The organism is Streptomyces sp. B21-105 (assembly GCF_036898465.1).
Classification (GTDB): domain Bacteria; phylum Actinomycetota; class Actinomycetes; order Streptomycetales; family Streptomycetaceae; genus Streptomyces.
Map to the genome: position 1 here is coordinate 8,178,325 of NZ_JARUMJ010000001.1, position 18,131 is coordinate 8,196,455.

General features: G+C 71.2%; 13 protein-coding genes. 5 read left to right on the forward strand and 8 right to left on the reverse strand.

From position 1 onward, the window contains the following. The first annotated feature begins 130 nt into the window (after positions 1 to 130). Complete coding sequence (locus tag QA802_RS36645) at positions 131 to 814, forward strand: NYN domain-containing protein (protein ID WP_334532089.1); 684 nt, start codon at positions 131 to 133, stop codon at positions 812 to 814. Here the strand turns inward: QA802_RS36645 and QA802_RS36650 are convergent. The 7 genes from QA802_RS36650 to QA802_RS36680 all read right to left on the reverse strand — a co-directional run bounded on the left by QA802_RS36650 (position 731) and on the right by QA802_RS36680 (position 12,948). Further along, a complete protein-coding gene (locus tag QA802_RS36650; RefSeq protein WP_334532091.1) occupies positions 731 to 2,395 on the reverse strand; it encodes a Cdc6/Cdc18 family protein in 1,665 nt (554 codons plus the stop codon). The genes QA802_RS36645 and QA802_RS36650 overlap by 84 nt on opposite strands. Next, positions 2,371 to 6,909, reverse strand: coding sequence for a hypothetical protein (locus QA802_RS36655; protein WP_334532093.1), 4,539 nt, complete (start codon positions 6,907 to 6,909; stop codon positions 2,371 to 2,373). Before QA802_RS36655 ends, QA802_RS36650 begins: the two co-directional genes overlap by 25 nt. A gap of 298 nt (positions 6,910 to 7,207) precedes the next feature. Further along, complete coding sequence (locus QA802_RS36660; RefSeq protein ID WP_319170716.1) at positions 7,208 to 8,338, reverse strand: ABC transporter ATP-binding protein; 1,131 nt, start codon at positions 8,336 to 8,338, stop codon at positions 7,208 to 7,210. Next, positions 8,335 to 10,116, reverse strand: a complete 1,782-nt coding sequence (locus QA802_RS36665) for an ABC transporter permease (RefSeq protein WP_334532098.1) — start codon at positions 10,114 to 10,116, stop codon at positions 8,335 to 8,337. The genes QA802_RS36660 and QA802_RS36665 overlap by 4 nt, the downstream gene beginning before the upstream one ends. Further along, positions 10,113 to 11,147: an ABC transporter substrate-binding protein gene (locus tag QA802_RS36670; RefSeq protein ID WP_334532101.1), complete on the reverse strand. Its 1,035-nt coding sequence runs from the start codon at positions 11,145 to 11,147 to the stop codon at positions 10,113 to 10,115. Before QA802_RS36670 ends, QA802_RS36665 begins: the two co-directional genes overlap by 4 nt. 215 nt (positions 11,148 to 11,362) lie before the next feature. Then, a complete protein-coding gene (locus QA802_RS36675) occupies positions 11,363 to 12,145 on the reverse strand; it encodes a response regulator transcription factor (protein WP_334532104.1) in 783 nt (260 codons plus the stop codon). Further along, a complete protein-coding gene (locus QA802_RS36680) occupies positions 12,142 to 12,948 on the reverse strand; it encodes a sensor histidine kinase (RefSeq protein WP_334532106.1) in 807 nt (268 codons plus the stop codon). The genes QA802_RS36675 and QA802_RS36680 overlap by 4 nt, the downstream gene beginning before the upstream one ends. Positions 12,949 to 13,179: 231 nt before the next feature. Between QA802_RS36680 and QA802_RS36685 the strand changes: the two genes are divergently transcribed. From QA802_RS36685 to QA802_RS36700, 4 genes are all read left to right on the forward strand, one after another. Then, on the forward strand, positions 13,180 to 14,166 hold the full coding sequence (locus QA802_RS36685; protein WP_334532109.1) for an aldo/keto reductase: 987 nt from the start codon (positions 13,180 to 13,182) through the stop codon (positions 14,164 to 14,166). Between the two features lie 140 nt (positions 14,167 to 14,306). Next, on the forward strand, positions 14,307 to 14,879 hold the full coding sequence (locus tag QA802_RS36690) for a TetR/AcrR family transcriptional regulator (RefSeq protein WP_319170722.1): 573 nt from the start codon (positions 14,307 to 14,309) through the stop codon (positions 14,877 to 14,879). A gap of 184 nt (positions 14,880 to 15,063) precedes the next feature. Further along, a complete protein-coding gene (locus tag QA802_RS36695; protein WP_334532112.1) occupies positions 15,064 to 16,242 on the forward strand; it encodes an acyl-CoA dehydrogenase family protein in 1,179 nt (392 codons plus the stop codon). 2 nt (positions 16,243 to 16,244) lie between these two features. Beyond that, entirely contained in the window at positions 16,245 to 17,003 is a 759-nt protein-coding gene (locus QA802_RS36700; protein ID WP_334535108.1) for an SDR family NAD(P)-dependent oxidoreductase, read from the forward strand. 90 nt (positions 17,004 to 17,093) lie between these two features. On the opposite strand, the gene QA802_RS36705 is transcribed toward QA802_RS36700, so the two are convergent. Beyond that, a complete protein-coding gene (locus QA802_RS36705) occupies positions 17,094 to 17,825 on the reverse strand; it encodes a GntR family transcriptional regulator (protein ID WP_443042316.1) in 732 nt (243 codons plus the stop codon). Between the last annotated feature and the right edge of the window lie 306 nt (positions 17,826 to 18,131).

The window sequence follows — 18,131 nt, forward strand, 5'->3', positions numbered from 1 at the left end:
CCCCCGCTGCTAGCGTCGCTTCTGGAAACAGACCTGTGGCCCCCAGCGGGGTTTTTCCGTGTCACATCGCGTGTGTCACATCGCGCTCGGGGTCACGTCGGGGTCACGTTCTTTCGCGAGGGGGCGAAGGGTGGGATCGGGTTGCCTGGTTCTGGTCGACGGATGGAACCACTACGTCGCCGCCCTGCGGTGCTTCGGATACCGACCCGCGGCCCAGTTCCCGCTCGACCGGCTCGCCCTGCACGTGGCCGCCGCGACGGGCGCTGACGCCGTCAGCGGAGCCGCCGTGGTCATGGCCCTCCCGGACCGCAACCGCCCTGATGAGGCACCGGAGTTCCACGCCTGGCGCAAGCGTCTGCGCAAGCTCCGCAACTACGGCGTGCGCCACGAACCGGCCCGTTTCAGCTACCACCAGCCGGCCTGCTCGCGGTGCAGTACGTCGTTGGACCGCAAGGTGACGTGCGGGAACTGCGGGGCGCCGAACACCCCGGCGGGGCGCCGCAAGGAGAAGGGCGCCGACATCAGACTCGCGTCCCTCGCCCTGCGCGGCACCTGGCAGCAGGAGTACTCCACGCTGGTCATCCTGTCCCAGGACTCCGACTTCGGCCCGATGGTGCAGGAGGTCAAGAAGATCCACCAGGCCCAGGGCCGGCGCTACGCCCTGTACTCGGCCTTCCCGACCTGCACCCGCCCGGACCACGAGCACCGGCCCATTCCGGGAACCCGGGAGCTAGGGCTGGACGCCGGCGTCTACAGCGCCCTGATCGACCGGCCCAGCGTCCCCGTCGCCGACTGGAGGCGGGAGGCCTCTTGAGGACGTGGAGGACGGCTCCCCGTCCGCCGGCTGCGGCAGCCAGCGCAGCACGTCCTGGCAGTACTCGCGGAACTGTTCCATGAGCAGGGGAGAGGTCCCGGAGCGCCGGTTGTGCGCCATCGGCGTGCGCACCCGCGCGATGAGCTCCAGCCTCTCCTGCCAGTCGCCCTTCGAGCGGCCCAGGGCGGGTTGCAGGTGCTCCCAGTGCATCATGATGACGGCCAGCAGATCCTGCGGATAGGCGTAGTCGAGCGGGCTCTCGTCCAGAGCGAGCTCCCCGAAGCCCCGCCGCACCCGCTCCTGCCGGCTCTCGCACTGCTCGATCAGCCGTTTCTGGCACTCCCTGACCTTGACCAGCCACAGGTCGCCGTACGCCGCTTGCAGCGCCGTGGTGAGGCCGGCCCGCAGGCCGGTCTCCGTCGCCTGCCACAACGGCCAGTCGTCGGACTTGCGCTCCAGCAGCCCGAGATACTCCTGGAAACTCTCGGAAAACCCTTCCCAGCCGTCGGCCGTCGGCCGGATGATGCCCTCCCTGGCCAGCCGTTCGGCGTCCTGCGGCTGCGCGGTGACCTGGGGACCGAAGAGCACCTCCAGGAGGGTCTTGAGCCGGTCCTCGTCGCGCAGCAGTTCCAGCATCTGCTCGTGGTGGCGGACCGTCAGACGGCTGCATGCGGCGACGGCCTCGCCGAGGTGGTGCGGCAGGTCGGCGGGCGTCGGGACGCCGTGGACCGCCCACCGGTCGTGCAGCACCGACAGCAGCGCGGACGACAGGAACGGCTGGCCACCCGCCTCCCGGCCCAGCCAGGCCAGCAGCGGCTGTCCCAGATCGGCGCCGATGTGCGGCGACCGTGCGATCAGCGCCGCGAGTTCCCGGGTGTCGAAGCACCCCAGGGTCACCGGGAGGCCGAAGATCTGCGGGAAGGTCGACAGCTCCGGCGTCGACCGCACGACGATCTCCGCGAGGTCCCGCCGGGAGGTGGTGATGAGAGCGACGCGCACGTCCGGCTCGTAGGCGAGGGCGCGGAGGAATTCGTAGGGAGCGGAGCGCCGGAAGACGTTCCGGGCGGCGTCGAACTCGTCCAGCACGGCCACGACCTGGTACCGCAGCCACCGCAGCTGACGCATGTAGGTACGCATCCGCATACGCATGTCGTCCCAGGTCACGGCCGCGGACAGGGACTCGTACAACGGGTCCAGCCGGTCGGCGTGCAGGCCGCGGTCGGACATCCAGGTCTGCACGGCGTAGGCGAGTTCACGGAACAGCGACTGCTCGGAGTCGCAGCCGCTGACCGTGATCCACACCGGCACGAAGGTCAGACCCCGGACACTGCGGCCCGTGGCGAGCTGGTCGTGGACGTGCCGGGCGAGGCTGGACTTCCCCACCCGCGGCGGTCCGACGATCGACACCGAGGCCGTCTCCAGCGAGGTGAACGTCCGGTTGCGGATCGAGCTGAAAGCCGTGGTGCGGCCGACGAACTCAGGTCCCGCGACGGGGGAGCCGTACCCCGCGAACGGGTTGGTGAACTGGTCCCGAGGGCCGTCGGGCTGCGCCACGTTCACGCCCATCGATGTTGCAGCCACTGGCTGAAGAGTCCGACGCTGATGCGGTAACGGTTGCCGGAGAGCCGCTGGAGCACTTCCCGGCGCTCCAGGTCCTGGATGACCCGCTCGGCCTCCGGATGGGCGTCCGGGTCCCCCACGTGGTACATGGCCCGGCCGATCTCCCTTCTGGTCGCCCGCAGGACGTCCATGACGAGCTCGCCGCTGATGTCGGTGACCTCGCTGTCGCCCGGGGTGAGCAGGTTGTCGAACTCGTTCTCGCCCAGGGCCACGATGAGCCGGTCCGCGACGACCTCGACGTCCGCCGGCCCGATGGCCGGGCCGCGCACGTCGTCGCTGTTCATGTAGAGCACGAGCTCGTGACAGAACAACTGGATGTAGTACGGGCTGCGGCCGGTGAGTTCGAGGATGCGGTCCACGGCGTTGCCCCGGTACCGGCTGGCGCCGTCGGGAAGCCGGATCGGGTCCTCGATGAGCTTGCACGCGTAGGAGCGTTCCAGATACGAGACCCGGGCCTCCGTGGCCACCTGGAACTCGTTGGGGAACTCCTGGATGAATCGCGGCATCAGATCGTTGCCCACCAGGACGCAGCGGAAGAACCCCCTCTCGAGCATGGCCTTCCAGCCCTTCATGAAGTGCTCGGGCAGGTTCCGGCTGCGGATCTCCTTGTGCACCATGCTGAACTCGTCGATCAGCAGCACCAGATGGCTGTCCGCGAGGGGCGGTGTCGCCTTCAGCCACGCGACCAGACGACGCATGTACTCGATGAACTTCTGCTGGGGGGCGAGCCTGATCTGTTCCAGACTGGGCTCGGGGAGCGGGTCGGTCTCCCAGCCCTCGTCCATGACCAGATTGCTGATCGACCAGTGGAAGTCGTCGCCGATGCGGTAGAGGAAGTCGGCGAGGGAGATGTCGCCGGCCAGATCCTGGATGCTGAAACTCACCGCGAGACTCGGCAGCGTCAGTTTCTCCCGGAGGTGGAAGAGCACCGACGACTTGCCGGCGCGCTTCTGGCCGTAGACGATCACGCTTCCCCGGTGCGGGCCCGTCACCGTCTCCGCCAGGTTGGCGATCAGCGGGTCGCGGCCCATGAACATGTCCGGGTTCTCCACCGGCAGACCCGCGCTGTACGGGTTGGGGATCTCGGTCCACTTGGTGTCGGTGTGCAGCCGGATCGACTTCGGCTCCACCTCGGCCTCGACCCGCCGCTGCGAGCGCAGCGTGAACCCGATCCGGCTGACCAGGGTGATCAGTTCCTGTTCGATGGTGGGCTTGCCGGCGACCAGGGAGATCTGGCAGGTCTTCGACTCACCGGCCCCGATGGACTCGGCCACCGCGATCGTGGCCTCGGTGGCCGTGTAGTCGGCACTCGGCAGCACGGTCAGCACGACGTTGCTGACCGGGCTCGCCCCCGGCTCGTTCGACACCTCCAGCTGGACGTCCACCCGGCCCCCGCTGGGCAGATACCGGTCGACGACCAGTTCCACCGTCAGGTTCTCCGGCTCCACGCTCTGTTGGTACGCCTCGAAGTGTCTTTTGAGCTCCGTGTCGAGCGCGCACAGATAGGGGTGCAGGATCTGCAGCGACAGCGCCGTCGGGGCGCTCTCGTACTCCTCGACGTGCGCGCGGATGGTCCTGCTCGTGCCGCCGAAGAGCCGCTCCCGCTCGACGTACACGCTCTGCCGGACGTACTGGCGCAGTTCCGTGACGACGGAACGGCAGTGCTCGATCCTGGCGCGGTCCGTCGCCGAGGCCAGATCGACCACTTCCTCGGCGATCCGCTCCAGCTCGGTGGTGTGCCGGTCCAGCGCCGTCAGGGCCGGTACCGTCTCGGCCAGCACGCTTATCTGGTGGTAGACGTTCCGGCGGTGGACGTCCTCCTTCGCCGCGGCGAGCCACGCCTGAGTGAAGCTGGACTCGTCGGTCACGGTGACGTCGTAGTCGAGGTGGTCCGTCAGCGCCTTCTGGAAGATCTCGCGGGTGGTGCGGTCCGCCCAGACCCGTCGGATGAGCCGGGTGACCGTCTCGCCGACCGTCGGGAGCGAGAGCAGCGTCACCAGGACCACCCGGGTCAGGTGCTTCTCGGCCATCACCAGCGCCAGCGCCTTCTCCAAGGACGGCAGCCGGCGCATGTCGAGCAGTTGCACGCCGCTGTGCGTGAACGACATCACCAACTGCCGGAGTTTGACGTCCACCAGGTCGTCCCAGTCGCTCTTGACGCTCACCGACTCGAGGTAGTAGGTCCGGATGACGTCCGGGTTGCCCTTCGCCTCGATGGCGCACGCGTCCCCCATCGCGGCCGCGAAGTAGCGCAGCCGGCTGCGGAACCGGTCGTCCGTGCTGCCGAGGTCACGCATGATCCGTGCTGCCGAGAGGTTGTAGTCGGCGCGCTCACGGGGGAAGTTGCTGTTGAGCCGCCCCTTGGCCCGCCCCGAGACCAGGTCGTCCAGGCGCTTGATGTCGTCTTCCGTGAACGTCCGCTTGGCCACCTTCTCCGCGCGCACGCCCCGGTACTCACAGCGGTCGAGATGGAAGGTCAGCAGGGGACTGAGGTGGGAGGTGGCCGCGTACTGGAGCTGCACCACGGCATCGACCTTGGAGTAGACGTTCGTCTCCATGGCCTGGATGAGCTGGTCCAGGGCTGCGCGCAGGGGCAACTGCTGCGGATCGCGCTGGAGTTCGGCCTCCAGCAGCTTCCTCGCCTCCTGCGGCTGGAACGTCTTGAGCAGCGCCATGGCGATCCGGCCCACCAGCCGCACCCGCTCGTCCCCGGCGGCCGGACCCCGGCCGAGCATCACGCGCAACTCGGCCAGCGCCTCCTCCCAACGCCCGGCGTGCTCCAGGATGGTGCTGCGCTGCTGGGACCAGTTCCACAGTTCGGCGTCCGTCACGAACAGGTGCTTGTGCTCATCGAGGAGCGCCAGGGCCTCGTCGCGGCTCCGCAGGCGGGTCGACAGCAGGTTCACGAGTCTGCGCACCGCGCGCACCCGCTGGTCGTTCTGCTCGATGGCCTGCTGGAGATGACGTTTCGCAGCCGGGTAGTCCTTGCGGCGCTGTGCGGCCTCGGCGCGGGCGAAGGGGCCCTTGTCCTGCTGGGCGCCGTTGTGCGCCTGGTGGGGGCGCGCGGCGGTGGCCGCGGCGGCCTGGACGGCGGGGCCCGGGGCGCTGACGGCTTGGGAGAGGTATTTCTCCGCCCCCCAGGTCAGGGAGTGACGGGGTGCCAGGGACTTCAGCGTGCCGAGCGCCTGCCGGGCCGAGGTCAGGTCCCCGCGGTCGGCGCAGGCGCGGACCTTGTCCGACAGGGTGCGCACCTGTGCGTCGTCGAGCCCCGCCGTCGGGACCTGCGGTTGCGGCGTCTGTGCCGGTGCTTTTACCGGCGTCGGCGCGGGTGCCGTGAGCGGAGCCCGGGACGCCGGGGCCGGCGGGGGCGCGACCCGGGACACGGCCGGGGCGGGCGCCGCGGACGGCGGAACGTGCGGTGTGCGCACGGCCGGCGCCGGCGCAGGACGCGGCGGGGCGGCCGCCACTTGACGCGGGCCTGGACGCGAGAGCGGGGGTATCGGCGCCGGCCTCGTGGGTTTCACCGGGGCGGCGGGAGCGGGCTCCGGGTGCAGTTTCGCGGCGACCACCGCGAACGCGTCGGCGGGCGCACCGGGGGAGTTCCAGTCGTCGACCGGGAATCCGGTCAGTTGGTCCCGTGGCGCGCAGAGCAGGCCGCCGTGCAGGACGCTCAGCCGGGCCGGGCCGGGCTCCCAGGCGGCGGCGTCGAGGACCAGTCCGGCGAGTTCGGCGGCGCCGACGCCGTCGACGAGCACGGCGGCGAGGAGGGCCTTCAGAGCCGGGTCGTCCGCGGGGGCGTCCTGATCGAGGCAGTTGCGCAAGGTGGTGGCGTAGGCGAGTTCACCGGCGTGCCGCTGGGCCACCGCCAGATCGAAGCAGGAGGAGCTGTCGTTGAGGGCGTCGGCGGCGTCGGCGAACAGTTCGAGGGCCCGGTCCCGCTCGCCGAGCAGCCAGACCATCCGTCCCGCGACCTGCAGGCAGTCCGCGGCGTTGAAGCTGTCCGAGACCCTGCGCAGGCGGCCGGCGCACTGGAGGATCTTCGCCGTGTCCCGGACCTTCAGGGCGTAGTTGTAGCTGTTCCGGATGCTCAGCAGGTCGCGGTCGAGCTGCTCGCGGGTCTCGCCGTCCAGGTCGTCGGTGTACACGGCGAAATCCGGTTCGGCGATACGCAGCGGGAGGGCGCGGACCCGCTCTTCCAGCTCATCCAGGGCGAGCAGGGCGGCGGGCGGGAGCACGACCTCGACAGGGGGAGCGGGCGGGGGCGGTGCGTGCGGCTCGGCCCGCTGGACCACCCCTGGGGCCCCTGGTGAAAGGCCGGTTACCGCCTCGCCGGCAGAAGCGGGCCCGAGCGAGCGGCGTTCGACCAGTTGGATGGCTTCCGCCTCCAGGATGATCTCCGCGTCCGCGGTGCGGATGACGAGGCAGTCCTCGTCGATCTCCGCGAGCGTTCCTTCAAAGCATTCCCCCGCATGCATGCGCACCCGAATGCTACTGCCGGGCAACACGCGCGATTTGATCGGCCCAAGGCGCACCTGTCGACTGTACCCCCGGCTCCGGCATTCGGGTGAGGGGTCGTCAGGCCTCTTGTGGGGCTCGGGGGCGAAGTCGTACGGACAGCGGCCGTATCGGAACACTTAGATACGACCGCTGTCCGTTTCTGACTGTTTCCGGGCTGCTCCCGGCTTTTACCGGCTGCTCCCGGCTCTTCCCGGCTCTTCCCGGCTGTTTCCGGTTGTTTCCGGTTGTTCGCCGCGGCCTGCCGCGGACGGGAACCTATCCCTGGGTGAGCAGGTAGGCCCGGTCCGGGTCGAGGACGACGTCGACGTTGGTGCCCTCCGTCAGCGCCTCCCGGGGGTCGACGCCCGGTTCGGTGACGGTGATGGTGCCGCCGGTCGTCTCCACCTCGTAGTCGGTGGTCGGACCGTGGAACGTGGAGCGCAGGACCGCGCCGATCCCGGTGCCGCCGTCGGTGACGGCGTTCAGCCTGACGGTCTCCGGACGCACCATCAGATACGTGTCGGTCGCGCCGGCCGTCACCTTGGGGTGCGCGGCGACGGTGAGCCGACGGCCGAGCACGCTCACCGTGGCCCGGCCGTCGCCGACGCTCTCCGGGGCCGCCTCGAGGAAGTTGGCGCGGCCGATGAAGTCGGCGACGAAGACACTGGCCGGCCGCGCGTAGATCTCGCCCGGCGTCGCCGCCTGCTCCACTCGTCCCTTGTTCATCACCACGATCCGGTCGGACATGCTCATCGCCTCGTCCTGGTCGTGGGTGACGTAGAGACTGGTGATGCCGAACATCTTCTGGATGCGCCGGATCTCCGCCCGCATCGCGTCCCGCAGCTTGGCGTCCAGGTTGGACAGCGGCTCGTCGAACAGCAGCACCTTCGGCTGCACCACCAGGGCGCGGGCGAGCGCCACCCGCTGCTGCTGGCCGCCGGACAGCTCGTGCGGGCTGCGGTCCTCCAGACCGACCAGGTTCATGCTGGTGACGGCCATCCGCATGCTGGTGGCGATGTCGTCGCGGGACCGGCGCTGCAGCCGCATCCCGTAGGCGATGTTCTCCGCCACCGTCATGTGCGGGAACAGCGCGTAGCTCTGGAACACCATCGCCATGGGCCTGCGCTGCGGGGGCATCGCGTCGATGGCCCGGCCGTCGAGCAGGATGCTGCCGCTGGAGGACTCCTCGAAGCCGGCCACCATCCGCAACGTGGTGGTCTTGCCGCAGCCGGACGGACCGAGCAGGGTGATGAACTCGCCGGGCTCGACGTCGAGACCGACGCTGTCGACGGCGGTCACCGTGCCGGAGCGGCCGGTGAACCGCTTGGTCAGCGCGTCGAGCCGCAGGTGTCCGCTGTCGGCCTCGCGCACCGGCGCGGGGTGGAGTTCGGGCGCGGCGGCGGTCATGACTTCTGCCTTTCGGAGGTGGCGGTGCGCTGCAGGGCGGCGCCGGCGCCGACGAGGACGCGGATCACCGCGAAGCCCGCCAGCACCAGCACGGTGAGCACGGTGCAGTAGGCGAAGGCGACGCCGTACCGGCCCGTGCCGGCGGCACTGAGGACCTGCGACGTGATGATCTTCGTCTGGGGGGTGACGAGCAGGACGATCGTGGAGACGGAGGTCATGCTCCGGGCGAAGCTGTAGCTCAGCCCGGTCAGCAGCGCCGGCCGGATGAGGGGGAGCGTCACCCGGCGGAAGGTCTGCAGGGGGCTCGCCCCCAGGTCCGTCGACGCCTGTTCGATGTAGGGGTGCAGCTGGGTGAGCGAGCCCACCGCGGTGCGCTGGCCGGCCGGAACGCTGCGGACGATGTACGCGAGCACGATGGCGACCGCGCCCCCGGCGACAGCGCTCCCGCCGACCAGGCTCGGCAGCGCGTGCACCGGGCCGATCCACCGGTCCGGCCGGTACGCCAGCACGAACCCGATGCCCAGCACGGTGCCGGGGACGGCGACGCCCAGCGTGCCGCCGAGGTCGAGCAGCCAGGCCGTGCGGTCCAGGTGCCGCACGACGAGCCAGGCGATGACCAGACCGACGATGCCCGCCACGGGCGTGGCGATGGCGGCGAACTTGAGCGTGTCCAGCACCGCCTCCACGCCGACCCCGGCGACGACCTCCTCGAGGTAGTCGAGGGTGAACGTGTTGTCGACGCCGAACACCCGGGTCATGGATCCCATGATCACGGTGCCGTACAGGCTCAGGATCACCGCGGCGGCCAGCAGCGCCAGACCGTAGAACGGCCACCTGGCCCAGCCGCCGATCAGATGGACGCTGCCGGAGGGCCGGCCGGTGATGGTGGTGCGCACCTTCCGGTTCATCCACCGCCGCTGCCCGAAGTACATCGCCAGCGACGGCACCAGCAGGATCACGCAGTACACCGAGGCGCCCGTGATGTCGTACTCGCCGGTGACCGCCAGATATGCGCGGCCGGCCAGTACGGTGTAGTCGCCGCCCAGCACCAGCGGGTTGGCCAGGTCGGCGATCGCCTCCACGAACAGCAGCAGGAACGGCGCGACCAGCCCCGGCGCCACCAGCGGCAGGATCACCGTGCGCAGGATCCGCCACCGGGAGGCGCCCATGTTCATGGCCGCCTCCTCCAGCGCCGGGTCCAGCCCCCGCAGCATGCCGAGGAGCCCCAGATACGCCACGGGGAAGAGCGACAGGGACAGCACGAACACCAGCCCGTCGAGGCCGTAGATGTCGTACTCCAGGCCGAACACGCCGTTGCTGACGACGCCGCGCCGCCCGTACAGCACGACCGTGGCCGTGGCGATCGCGAAGGGCGGGCTGACGATCGGCAGCAGGGCGACGACGTGCAGGATCTTCTTTCCCGGCACGTCGAGCCGGGCCTGGACGAACGCGAACAGGAAGCCGAGCGCCGTGCCGCAGACCCCGACGAGCGTGCCGAGCACCAGGGTGTTGCGCAGCACGACCAGGTCGACCCACGAGGTGAAGAACTCCGCGTAGCGCGGCAGCGCGTCGGGTGCGAAGGCGGTGGCGAGCACCGCGACCAGGGGAACCGCCGAGCCGATCACCACCAGCAGGGCGACGGCGATGATCAGGATCCGCACGCCCAGATCGGGCCGGCGGCGGCTGCGCGGCACCGCCGCCCCGGTCGGGGCGGTCGGGGCGGACGGGCCGTAGGGGGCGGACGGGGACGGCGCGTGGCCGGAGAGCTTCGTGGTCATGACTTGGGCGCCTGCGCGACTTCTTCGTCGAACCGCTTGGTGAGCGCCGACTTCGCCGCTCCGGCCCGGGCCGCGTCGTAGTCCACCAGCTTGACGGCGGCCAGGTCCACGACCTTGTGGGACACCTTGGCGTTCGGGTTGGTGGGGACCTGGTACGCCTTGACGCCGGCGCCTATCTCCTGCGCCTGCGGGGTGAGCGCCCAGTCGACGAACTTCCGCGCGCTCACCGGGTCCTTACCGCCCTTGACCAGCGCGACGCCGCCGGTCTCGTAGCCCGTGCCCTCGGCGGGGAAGGTCACCTCCAGACCCGGGAAACCGGCCTCCTTGGTGGCCGCGCAGTCATGGGAGAAGATGACGCCGACGGCGACCTCGCCGCGCGCCGTCATCTGCGCCGGCGCCGAGCCGGACTTGGTGTACTGCAGCACGTTGGGGTGCAGCTTGCGCATGTACGCCAAGCCCTTGTCCTCGTCCCCGCCGGCCAGCTGCACCTGCGTCCACAGGGCCGTGTAGGCCGTGCCCGACGTCGACGGGTGCGCGATGCCGACGTCGTCCTTCAGCTTCGGGTCGAGCAGGTCGGCCCAGGACCGCGGGGCGCTGAGGCCCTTCTCCTTCAGCAGCGCGCTGTTGCTGCAGAATCCGAGGACCCCGACGTAGACGCCGGTCCACAGACCGGAGGCGTCCTTGTACTTGGCGGGGATGACGGCCGCGTTCGGCGACACGTACGGCTCCAGCAGCTTCTGGTCGCCGGCGGCCGCGTACCCGTCCGCCGGGCCGCCGTACCAGACGTCGAACTCCGCGTTGCCCTTGCCGGCCTGGATCCGGGCCAGCGCCTCGCCGCTGGAGAGCCGGACGAAGTCGGCCTTCACCCCGGAGGTCTTCGCGAACTGCTTCGTGGTGGCGGCGCACCACTCCTCGGTGGCGCCGCAGGCGACGTGCACGACGCCGCCGTCCTGCGCGGCGTCGACGTCGCCCGCCTCGCGCGCACAGCCGCTCGCGGCGGCGACCACGGCCGCCAGAACCGCCGCCGTCACTGCCGCGGCGCGGCGCGATCGTCTTCCCCTAGTCACGACTGTCACGACGTTGACCTCCGCGTGTGCGAGCCCGACCGGCCCGGTCGAGCGATGTTGCGGCCACGTTAGGAGCGGGTGAACGGGCCTGCGGTGACGGAGCGGTGAGCCTCGGTGACAGCGCCGTCACCAACGCGTGCCGCCGCCGTCGGCGGGCCGCCCCGACGTGCCGCCGCCGGCTACTGCGGCTCCTCGCCGGGACCGTCCGCGTCGCCCGTGACGCCCTCGCCGCCCGCGCTGTTCTCGTCGTCCTCCACGGGCAGGTCCGGCATCAGATAGCCGACGCCGCGCAGGGTGCGCAGGTACGCCGAGCCGCCGGGCACGCCGGCCAGCCGTGAACGCAGCCGGTACACCGTGGACTTGACCACGTCCCGTCCGCCCAGCAGGTCCGTGGCGCCCCACACCTCCCGCAGCAGGTCCTGCCAGGACTGCGGCACACCCCGGCGGGAGGCCAGGTGGCACAGCAGCTTGAACTCCGTGAACGGCAGGTCCAGCCGGCGCCCGGCCAGCGTCGCCGACTGCGCCGCCGGGTCGATCACCAGACGGCCCACCCGCACCGCGCCGCCGCTGCCCCGGCGGTGCCGGCGCACCAGGGCCTGGGCGCGCAGCGCCACCTCACGCGGGTGGAAGGGCTTGGTCACGTAGTCGTCGGCGCCGTGTTCCAGGCCCGCGATCACGTCGTCGTGCCGGGACAGCGCGGTGAGCAGCATGACCGGGACGTCCGACCGCGCCCGGATCCGCCCGCACAGGGTGAGCCCGTCCATCGCGGGCATCATCACGTCCAGCACGACCAGGTCGACGGCGTGGTGACGCAGCAGGTTCAGCGCGGTCGCCCCGTCGTGCGCGGTGAGCACGGTGAACCCCTGCGTCTGCAGGGCGAACTCGATGATGATCGTCATCTGCGGCTCGTCGTCGACGACCAGCACGGTCGGCCGGGCAGCGGTCTGCGCCGAGGCCGTCATGACGCGTCGGGGAGGGTCAGCAGGAACGTCGTCCCGCGGGACGACGCGGTGTGCACCATGATCTCGCCTCCGTGCAGCTCCACCACCGTCTTCGTGATCACGAGGCCGAGACCCGTCCCGTCGGCCAGCGGCCGTCCGGTGGCGAAGCGGTGGAACAGCCGGTGCCGCTCGGCCCGGGTCATGCCGGCGCCGTCGTCGGTGACGTACACGGCGACGCCGGTGTCGATGAGCGCGACGCGGACGTCGATGCTCCCGCCGGTGGTGGTGAACCGGCTCGCGTTCGACAGCAGGTTCGTCAGCGCCTGTCGCAGCAGCATCGGGTCCGCCGGGATCCGCGGCATCACCTGCGGGACGTCCAGACCGACCCGCTGGTCGCGCTGGGCGCACAGCGGCCGCATCGCGGTGACGACGTCCCGCGCCACCACCGACACGTCCACCCTCTCCATGCGCGGCGTGAACAGCCCCGCCTCGATCTTCGCCTGGATCAGCAGGCTCTCGCACAGACTGATGACCTGCGTCGACTGATGGTCGGCGACCAGCAGCAACCGCTCCTGCGCCGCGGTCAGCGGCCCCGGCGACCTCTCCCGCAGCAGATCCACCGCGCCCTTGATCATGCTGAGCGGGGTGCGCAGCTCGTGGCTGAGCGCGGTGACCTGCTCGGCCCGGCGCTCCACCAGGTGCTCCAGCCGGGCCAGCTCCGCCACCCGCGCCGAGGCCTTCCGGCGCATGCGCCAGAACGTCGGCAGACCGGCGGCGCCCGCGCCTGTCAGCGCCGCCACCGGCAACCACCAGGCGGTGACCATGGCCCGTCCTCCTCAAGGGACCGCCGTCGTGCACCGGGCGAGACGGACTCGTGCATTGTGCACGGCGTCCACCCTTACGACAATCGGCCCCTGGCCCGACATTTCCCCCGGGACCCCGCCCGGGATCTCACCCGGCCGACCGTCCGGGCCAAACCCCTTGCGTTCAAGCGCACTTCAAGCGGAAGACTCCCGACCCGGGCCGGTGAACACCGGCAGAACGGGAGAAAAGCAGTGAAGTACCGCACACTGGGCACGGATCCGGCCACCCGCCGCGAGGTCAGCGTCCTCGCCCTCGGGGCGATGCTGTTCGGTTCGACGACGGACGAGGCGACGTCCTTCGCCATCCTCGACCGGTACGTCGAGGCCGGCGGGAACTTCGTCGACACGTCCGACAACTACGCGTTCTGGGTGGACGGGGGCCAGGGCGGCCAGAGCGAGGAACTGCTCGGCAGGTGGCGGCGCAGCCGGGGCGTCGGCGACGAGATCGTCTTCGCGACCAAGCTCGGCGCCCGTCCGCTGGCCCCCGGCACCAGCTACACGGACAACGCGGAGGGCCTCTCGGCGAAGGCGATCCGCGAGTCGGCACAACGCAGCCGGGACCGGCTCGGCGTCGGGAAGCTGGATCTTCTCTACGCGCACATCGACGACCACGCCGTGCCGCAGCGCGAGACCGTCGAGGCCTTCGCCGAGCTGGTGGCCGAGGGCGCGGTCGGACTGCTCGGGGTGAGCAACCAGGCCATGTGGCGGGTGGAGCGGGCCCGTGCCCTGGCCGCCGAGGCCGGCCTGCCCGGTTACGAGGTGCTGCAGTACCAGCACAGTCATCTGCGCCCGCGCATCGACATCCCCGACGACCTCTTCCCCGACGGCAGCCTCGGGCACGCCGGCCCGGAGCTCTTCGGCTACCTGCGGGCGGAGCCCGGCCTGACGCTGGTCGCCTACTCCCCGCTGCTCAAGGGCGCGTACACCCGGCGGGACCGGCCCCTGCCGTCCGACTACGACCACCCGGGCACCCCGGCCAGGCTCGCCGTGCTGCACGAGGTCGCCCGGGAGACCGGTGCGAGCGTCAACCAGGTCGTGCTCGCACGCCAGTTGGCGGGGGACCTGCCGATCGTCCCGTTGGCCGGGGCGTCGTCGGTGGCGCAGCTGGAGGAGAACCTGGCCGCCGTCGACCTGGAGCTGACCGAGGACCAGTGCTCCCGGCTGGACGCGGCGCACTGAGGGGACGCGGCGCGGTGACGGGACGCGGTGCGGTGACGGGATCCGGTGCGTCGGCGGGATCGGGTGCGTTGAAGAGACGCGGTGACGGGCACTGACCGGGGAGTAACCAGGGAGTAACCAGGGAGGCTACGCTGGGGATCATGCCGTCCTCCCGCCGCACCGCCAGACAGGCCGACCTGCTGGAACGACTCGTCGCACTGGTGACGGCGGAGGGGTTCGCCCATCTCACGCTCGACGATCTCGCCGAGCGGCTGCGCTGCTCCAAGACGACGCTGTACCAGCTCGCGCGCAGCAAGCAGGGGCTGGTCGTCGAGGCGGTCAAGCACTACTTCCGCGGGGCGACCGAGGCCGTCGAGAAGCGGGTGGCGCTGACGGCCGAGCCCTCGGACCGCGTGCGGGCCTACCTGACCGCCGTGGCCGAGCAGCTGCGCCCGCTCTCCCGCCGCTTCCTCGACGACGTGGCGGACTTCCCGCCCGCCCGCGAGGTGTACGAGGCCAACACGCGGATGGCCGCCGAGCGGGTGCGCCGGCTGATCGCGGAAGGCGTGTCGGACGGCGCCTTCCGCGAGGTGCACACCGCGTTCGTCGGCGAGGTCGCCGCCGCCACCATGCGGCAGATCCAGACGGGCGAGCTGCAGGCGCGCACGGGACTGACCGACGCGCAGGCCTACGAACAGCTCGCCTCACTGATCGTGCACGCCGTCTCCTCCTGACCCGCGCGCCCGGTATCCCGCCGCCGAACCGCTCGAGCGGCTCTCCGGCCTGGCCGTGCCCCGCCTCGATGGCGTACTGTGAATGATACGTTCGTACGCACGTCAGTATCATTCGCAGTACTCCGTACTTGCCGGCACTTGCCGGCACGTGCCGCACTTTCCGCACTTCTCCGTGGAGGTCACCATGCCTGCCACCCGCGCCCTGCCGACCGAGGAAGCCGTCGAGCTCATCCAGCTCACGCGTACCCTCGCCGCCAAGGAACTCGCACCCCGGGTCGCCGACGCGGAGGCGGACGGGGCGTTCCCCCGGGACGTCTTCCGCACCCTCGGCCGCAGCGGCCTGCTCGGGCTGCCCTTCGCCGAGGAGGACGGCGGGGCGGACCAGCCCTACGGCGTCTACCTCCAGGTCCTCGAGGAGGTCGCCGCGGTCTGGTCGAGCGTCGCCGTGGGGATCTCCGTGCACGCCCTGTCCTGCTTCCCGCTGGCCCGGTTCGGCAGCGCGGAGCAGCGGCGCAGGTGGCTGCCGGACATGCTGGCCGGTGACATGCTCGGCGCGTACTGCCTGTCCGAGCCGCACGCCGGCTCCGATCCGGCGGCCATGCTCACCCGCGCGGTCCGCGACGGCGACGCCTATGTGCTGAACGGCACCAAGGCGTGGACCACGCACGGCGGCTACGCCGACTTCTACACGGTCATGGCCCGCACCTCCGACGACCGGACGCACGGCATCTCCTGCTTCCTCGTCCCGGCCGACGCCCCCGGGCTCAGCGCCGACCCGCCGGAGCGCAAGATGGGCCTGACGGGCTCGGCGACCGCGACCATGCGGTTCGAGGACGTCCGGGTGCCCGTCGAACGCCGGATCGGGGAGGAGGGGCAGGGGCTGAAGATCGCGCTCGCCTCCCTCGACTGCGGCCGCCTGGGCATCGCCGCCGTCGCCACCGGTCTCGCCCAGGGCGCCTTGGACCACGCGGTGCGCTACGCGCGCGAACGGGAGACCTTCGGCAAGCCGATCATCGAGCACCAGGGCCTGGCCTTCGTGCTCGCCGACATGGGCGCCGCCATCGAGTCGGCGCGGGCCACCGCGCTGGCCGCCGCCCGGCTGAAGGACCTCGGCCTGCCCTTCACGCGGGAGGCGTCCATCGCCAAACTCGTGGCCACGGACAACGCCATGAAGGTGACCACGGACGCCGTGCAGGTCCTCGGGGGGTACGGATACACCCGTGACTTCCCGGTGGAGCGTTTCATGCGCGAGGCCAAGGTCATGCAGATCTTCGAAGGAACCAACCAGATCCAGCGCATGATCATCTCCCGTGCGCTGGACCGCGACGAGGGCGGTGTGCTCACCGTCCTCGGCAAGGAGTGATGATGCAGCTCGAGAACACCGCCGCCCTCGTCACCGGCGGTGCGTCCGGCCTCGGCGCGGCCACCGCGCAGGCCCTCGCCGGGCGCGGCGCGCGGGTCTTCGCCCTCGACCTCAAGGACGGCGTCGACAAGGCGCCCGAGGTCGACGGCGTCACCTATGTGCCCGCCGACGTCACCGACCCCGAGCAGGTCCGGGCCGCCGTCGCGACCGCGGCCGGGTCGGGCGTGCCGTTGCGGACGGTCGTCAACTGCGCCGGCATCGGCCCGTCGGCGCGGATCCTCGGCAAGAAGGGCGTCCACGACCTCGGCCTGTACGCCAAGGTGATCCAGATCAACCTGATCGGCACGTTCAACGTGCTCGCGCTCGCCTCGGAGGCCATCGCCGGGACGGAGGCCGACGAGGACGGCCAGCGGGGTGTCATCGTCAACACCGCCTCGATCGCCGCGTACGACGGCCAGATCGGCCAGGCCGCGTACGCGTCCTCCAAGGGCGGGGTCGTCGGGCTGACCCTGCCGGCCGCCCGCGACCTGGCCCAGTACGGCATCCGGGTGTGCACCATCGCGCCGGGGGTCGTGGAGACGCCGATGCTGGCGACCGTGTCGGAGGAGTTCCGCGCCTCGCTCGCGGCCGGCGTGCCCTTCCCGCGCCGGCTGGCCCGCCCCGAGGAGTACGCCCGGCTCGCGCTGACGATCGTCGATCACGACTACCTCAACGGCGAGACCATCAGGATGGACGGCGCCCTGCGGATGGCACCCCGCTGAGTCGGCCGGGGCGGCTGGGTCCGTCGAGTCCGTCGAGTCCGCTGGGCCGGCTGGGTCGGCTGGGCCCTCGTCGTGCCGGGGCGCACGGCCTCACGGTCTGACCAGCAGCTGGAAGTCGAACGCGTACCGGGACGCGCGGTAGATGTGCGTCCCGTACTCGACCGCCCGGCCGCTGTCGTCGTACGCGGTACGCCGCATGGTCAGCAGGGCCGCCCCCTCCGTCTCGTCGAGGAGGGCGGCCTCCTCGGCGGTGGCGGCGCGCGCGCCCACCGTCTGGCGGGCGCTGTGCAGGGTGACGCCCGCGGTGCGCAGCAGCCGGTACAGGCCCGTCGACTCCAGGCGCCCGGTGCCGAAGTCGGGCAGCGCCGAAGGCAGGTAGTTGGACAGGAACGCCACCGGCTGCCCGTGCGTGGCGCGCAGCCGCTCCAGGAGCGTGACCTCGCTGCCCTCCGCGACGGCCAGCGCGGCGGCGACGTCCGCGGTCGCCGGCACCCGCTCGTTGCGCACGACGCGCGTCGTCGGTCCCTGGCCGGCCGCCTCCAGGTCGTCGTACAGGCTGCTGAGCTCCAGCGGCCGCTTCACCTGGCTGTGCACCACCTGCGTGCCGACGCCGCGCCGGCGCACCAGCAGCCCCTTGTCGACGAGCGACTGGATCCCCTGGCGGACCGTCGGGCGGGACAGCCCGAGCCGGGTCGACAGGTCGATCTCGTTGCCCAGCAGATCGCCCGGGGCGAGCACCCCCCGCTCGATCGCCTTCTCCAACTGCCGGGCGAGCTGGTGGTAGAGCGGCACCGGGCTGGTGCGGTCGAGTGCGAAGTGCAGCGTCTCGAGCGCCGAACCGGACGCCGAACCGGACGCCGAACCGGACGCGGAGCCGGACGCCGAACCGGGCGCGGCACGGTTTCGGGCGCTGGTCTTCGCCATCCGGGCACCCCTTTCGGGTCGTCGGCGCAGCGCGGCGCGGACCGCGGAACCTGTCGCCCGCGTCAAGATCAGGTCCGGTTGTCCGGGTGATCGCGCCGTATGGGAGGCTCCTCACGGCAATCGGAACCCGGCACTCCCCAAGGTGTAGGTCCCGGGAGCTCGCACTGTCAAGGCTTTGTTCTTACATTCGGACCTGCTCGTGAA

Bases quoted from the DNA above. Each gene is read 5' to 3' on its own strand.
- QA802_RS36655 (WP_334532093.1), bottom strand. From the start codon at position 6,909: ATGCATGCGGGGGAATGCTTTGAAGGAACGCTCGCGGAGATCGACGAG.
- QA802_RS36660 (WP_319170716.1), bottom strand. From the start codon at position 8,338: ATGACCGCCGCCGCGCCCGAACTCCACCCCGCGCCGGTGCGCGAGGCC.
- QA802_RS36665 (WP_334532098.1), bottom strand. From the start codon at position 10,116: ATGACCACGAAGCTCTCCGGCCACGCGCCGTCCCCGTCCGCCCCCTAC.
- QA802_RS36675 (WP_334532104.1), bottom strand. From the start codon at position 12,145: ATGACGGCCTCGGCGCAGACCGCTGCCCGGCCGACCGTGCTGGTCGTC.
- QA802_RS36680 (WP_334532106.1), bottom strand. From the start codon at position 12,948: ATGGTCACCGCCTGGTGGTTGCCGGTGGCGGCGCTGACAGGCGCGGGC.
- QA802_RS36690 (WP_319170722.1), top strand. From the start codon at position 14,307: ATGCCGTCCTCCCGCCGCACCGCCAGACAGGCCGACCTGCTGGAACGA.
- QA802_RS36695 (WP_334532112.1), top strand. From the start codon at position 15,064: ATGCCTGCCACCCGCGCCCTGCCGACCGAGGAAGCCGTCGAGCTCATC.
- QA802_RS36700 (WP_334535108.1), top strand. From the start codon at position 16,245: ATGCAGCTCGAGAACACCGCCGCCCTCGTCACCGGCGGTGCGTCCGGC.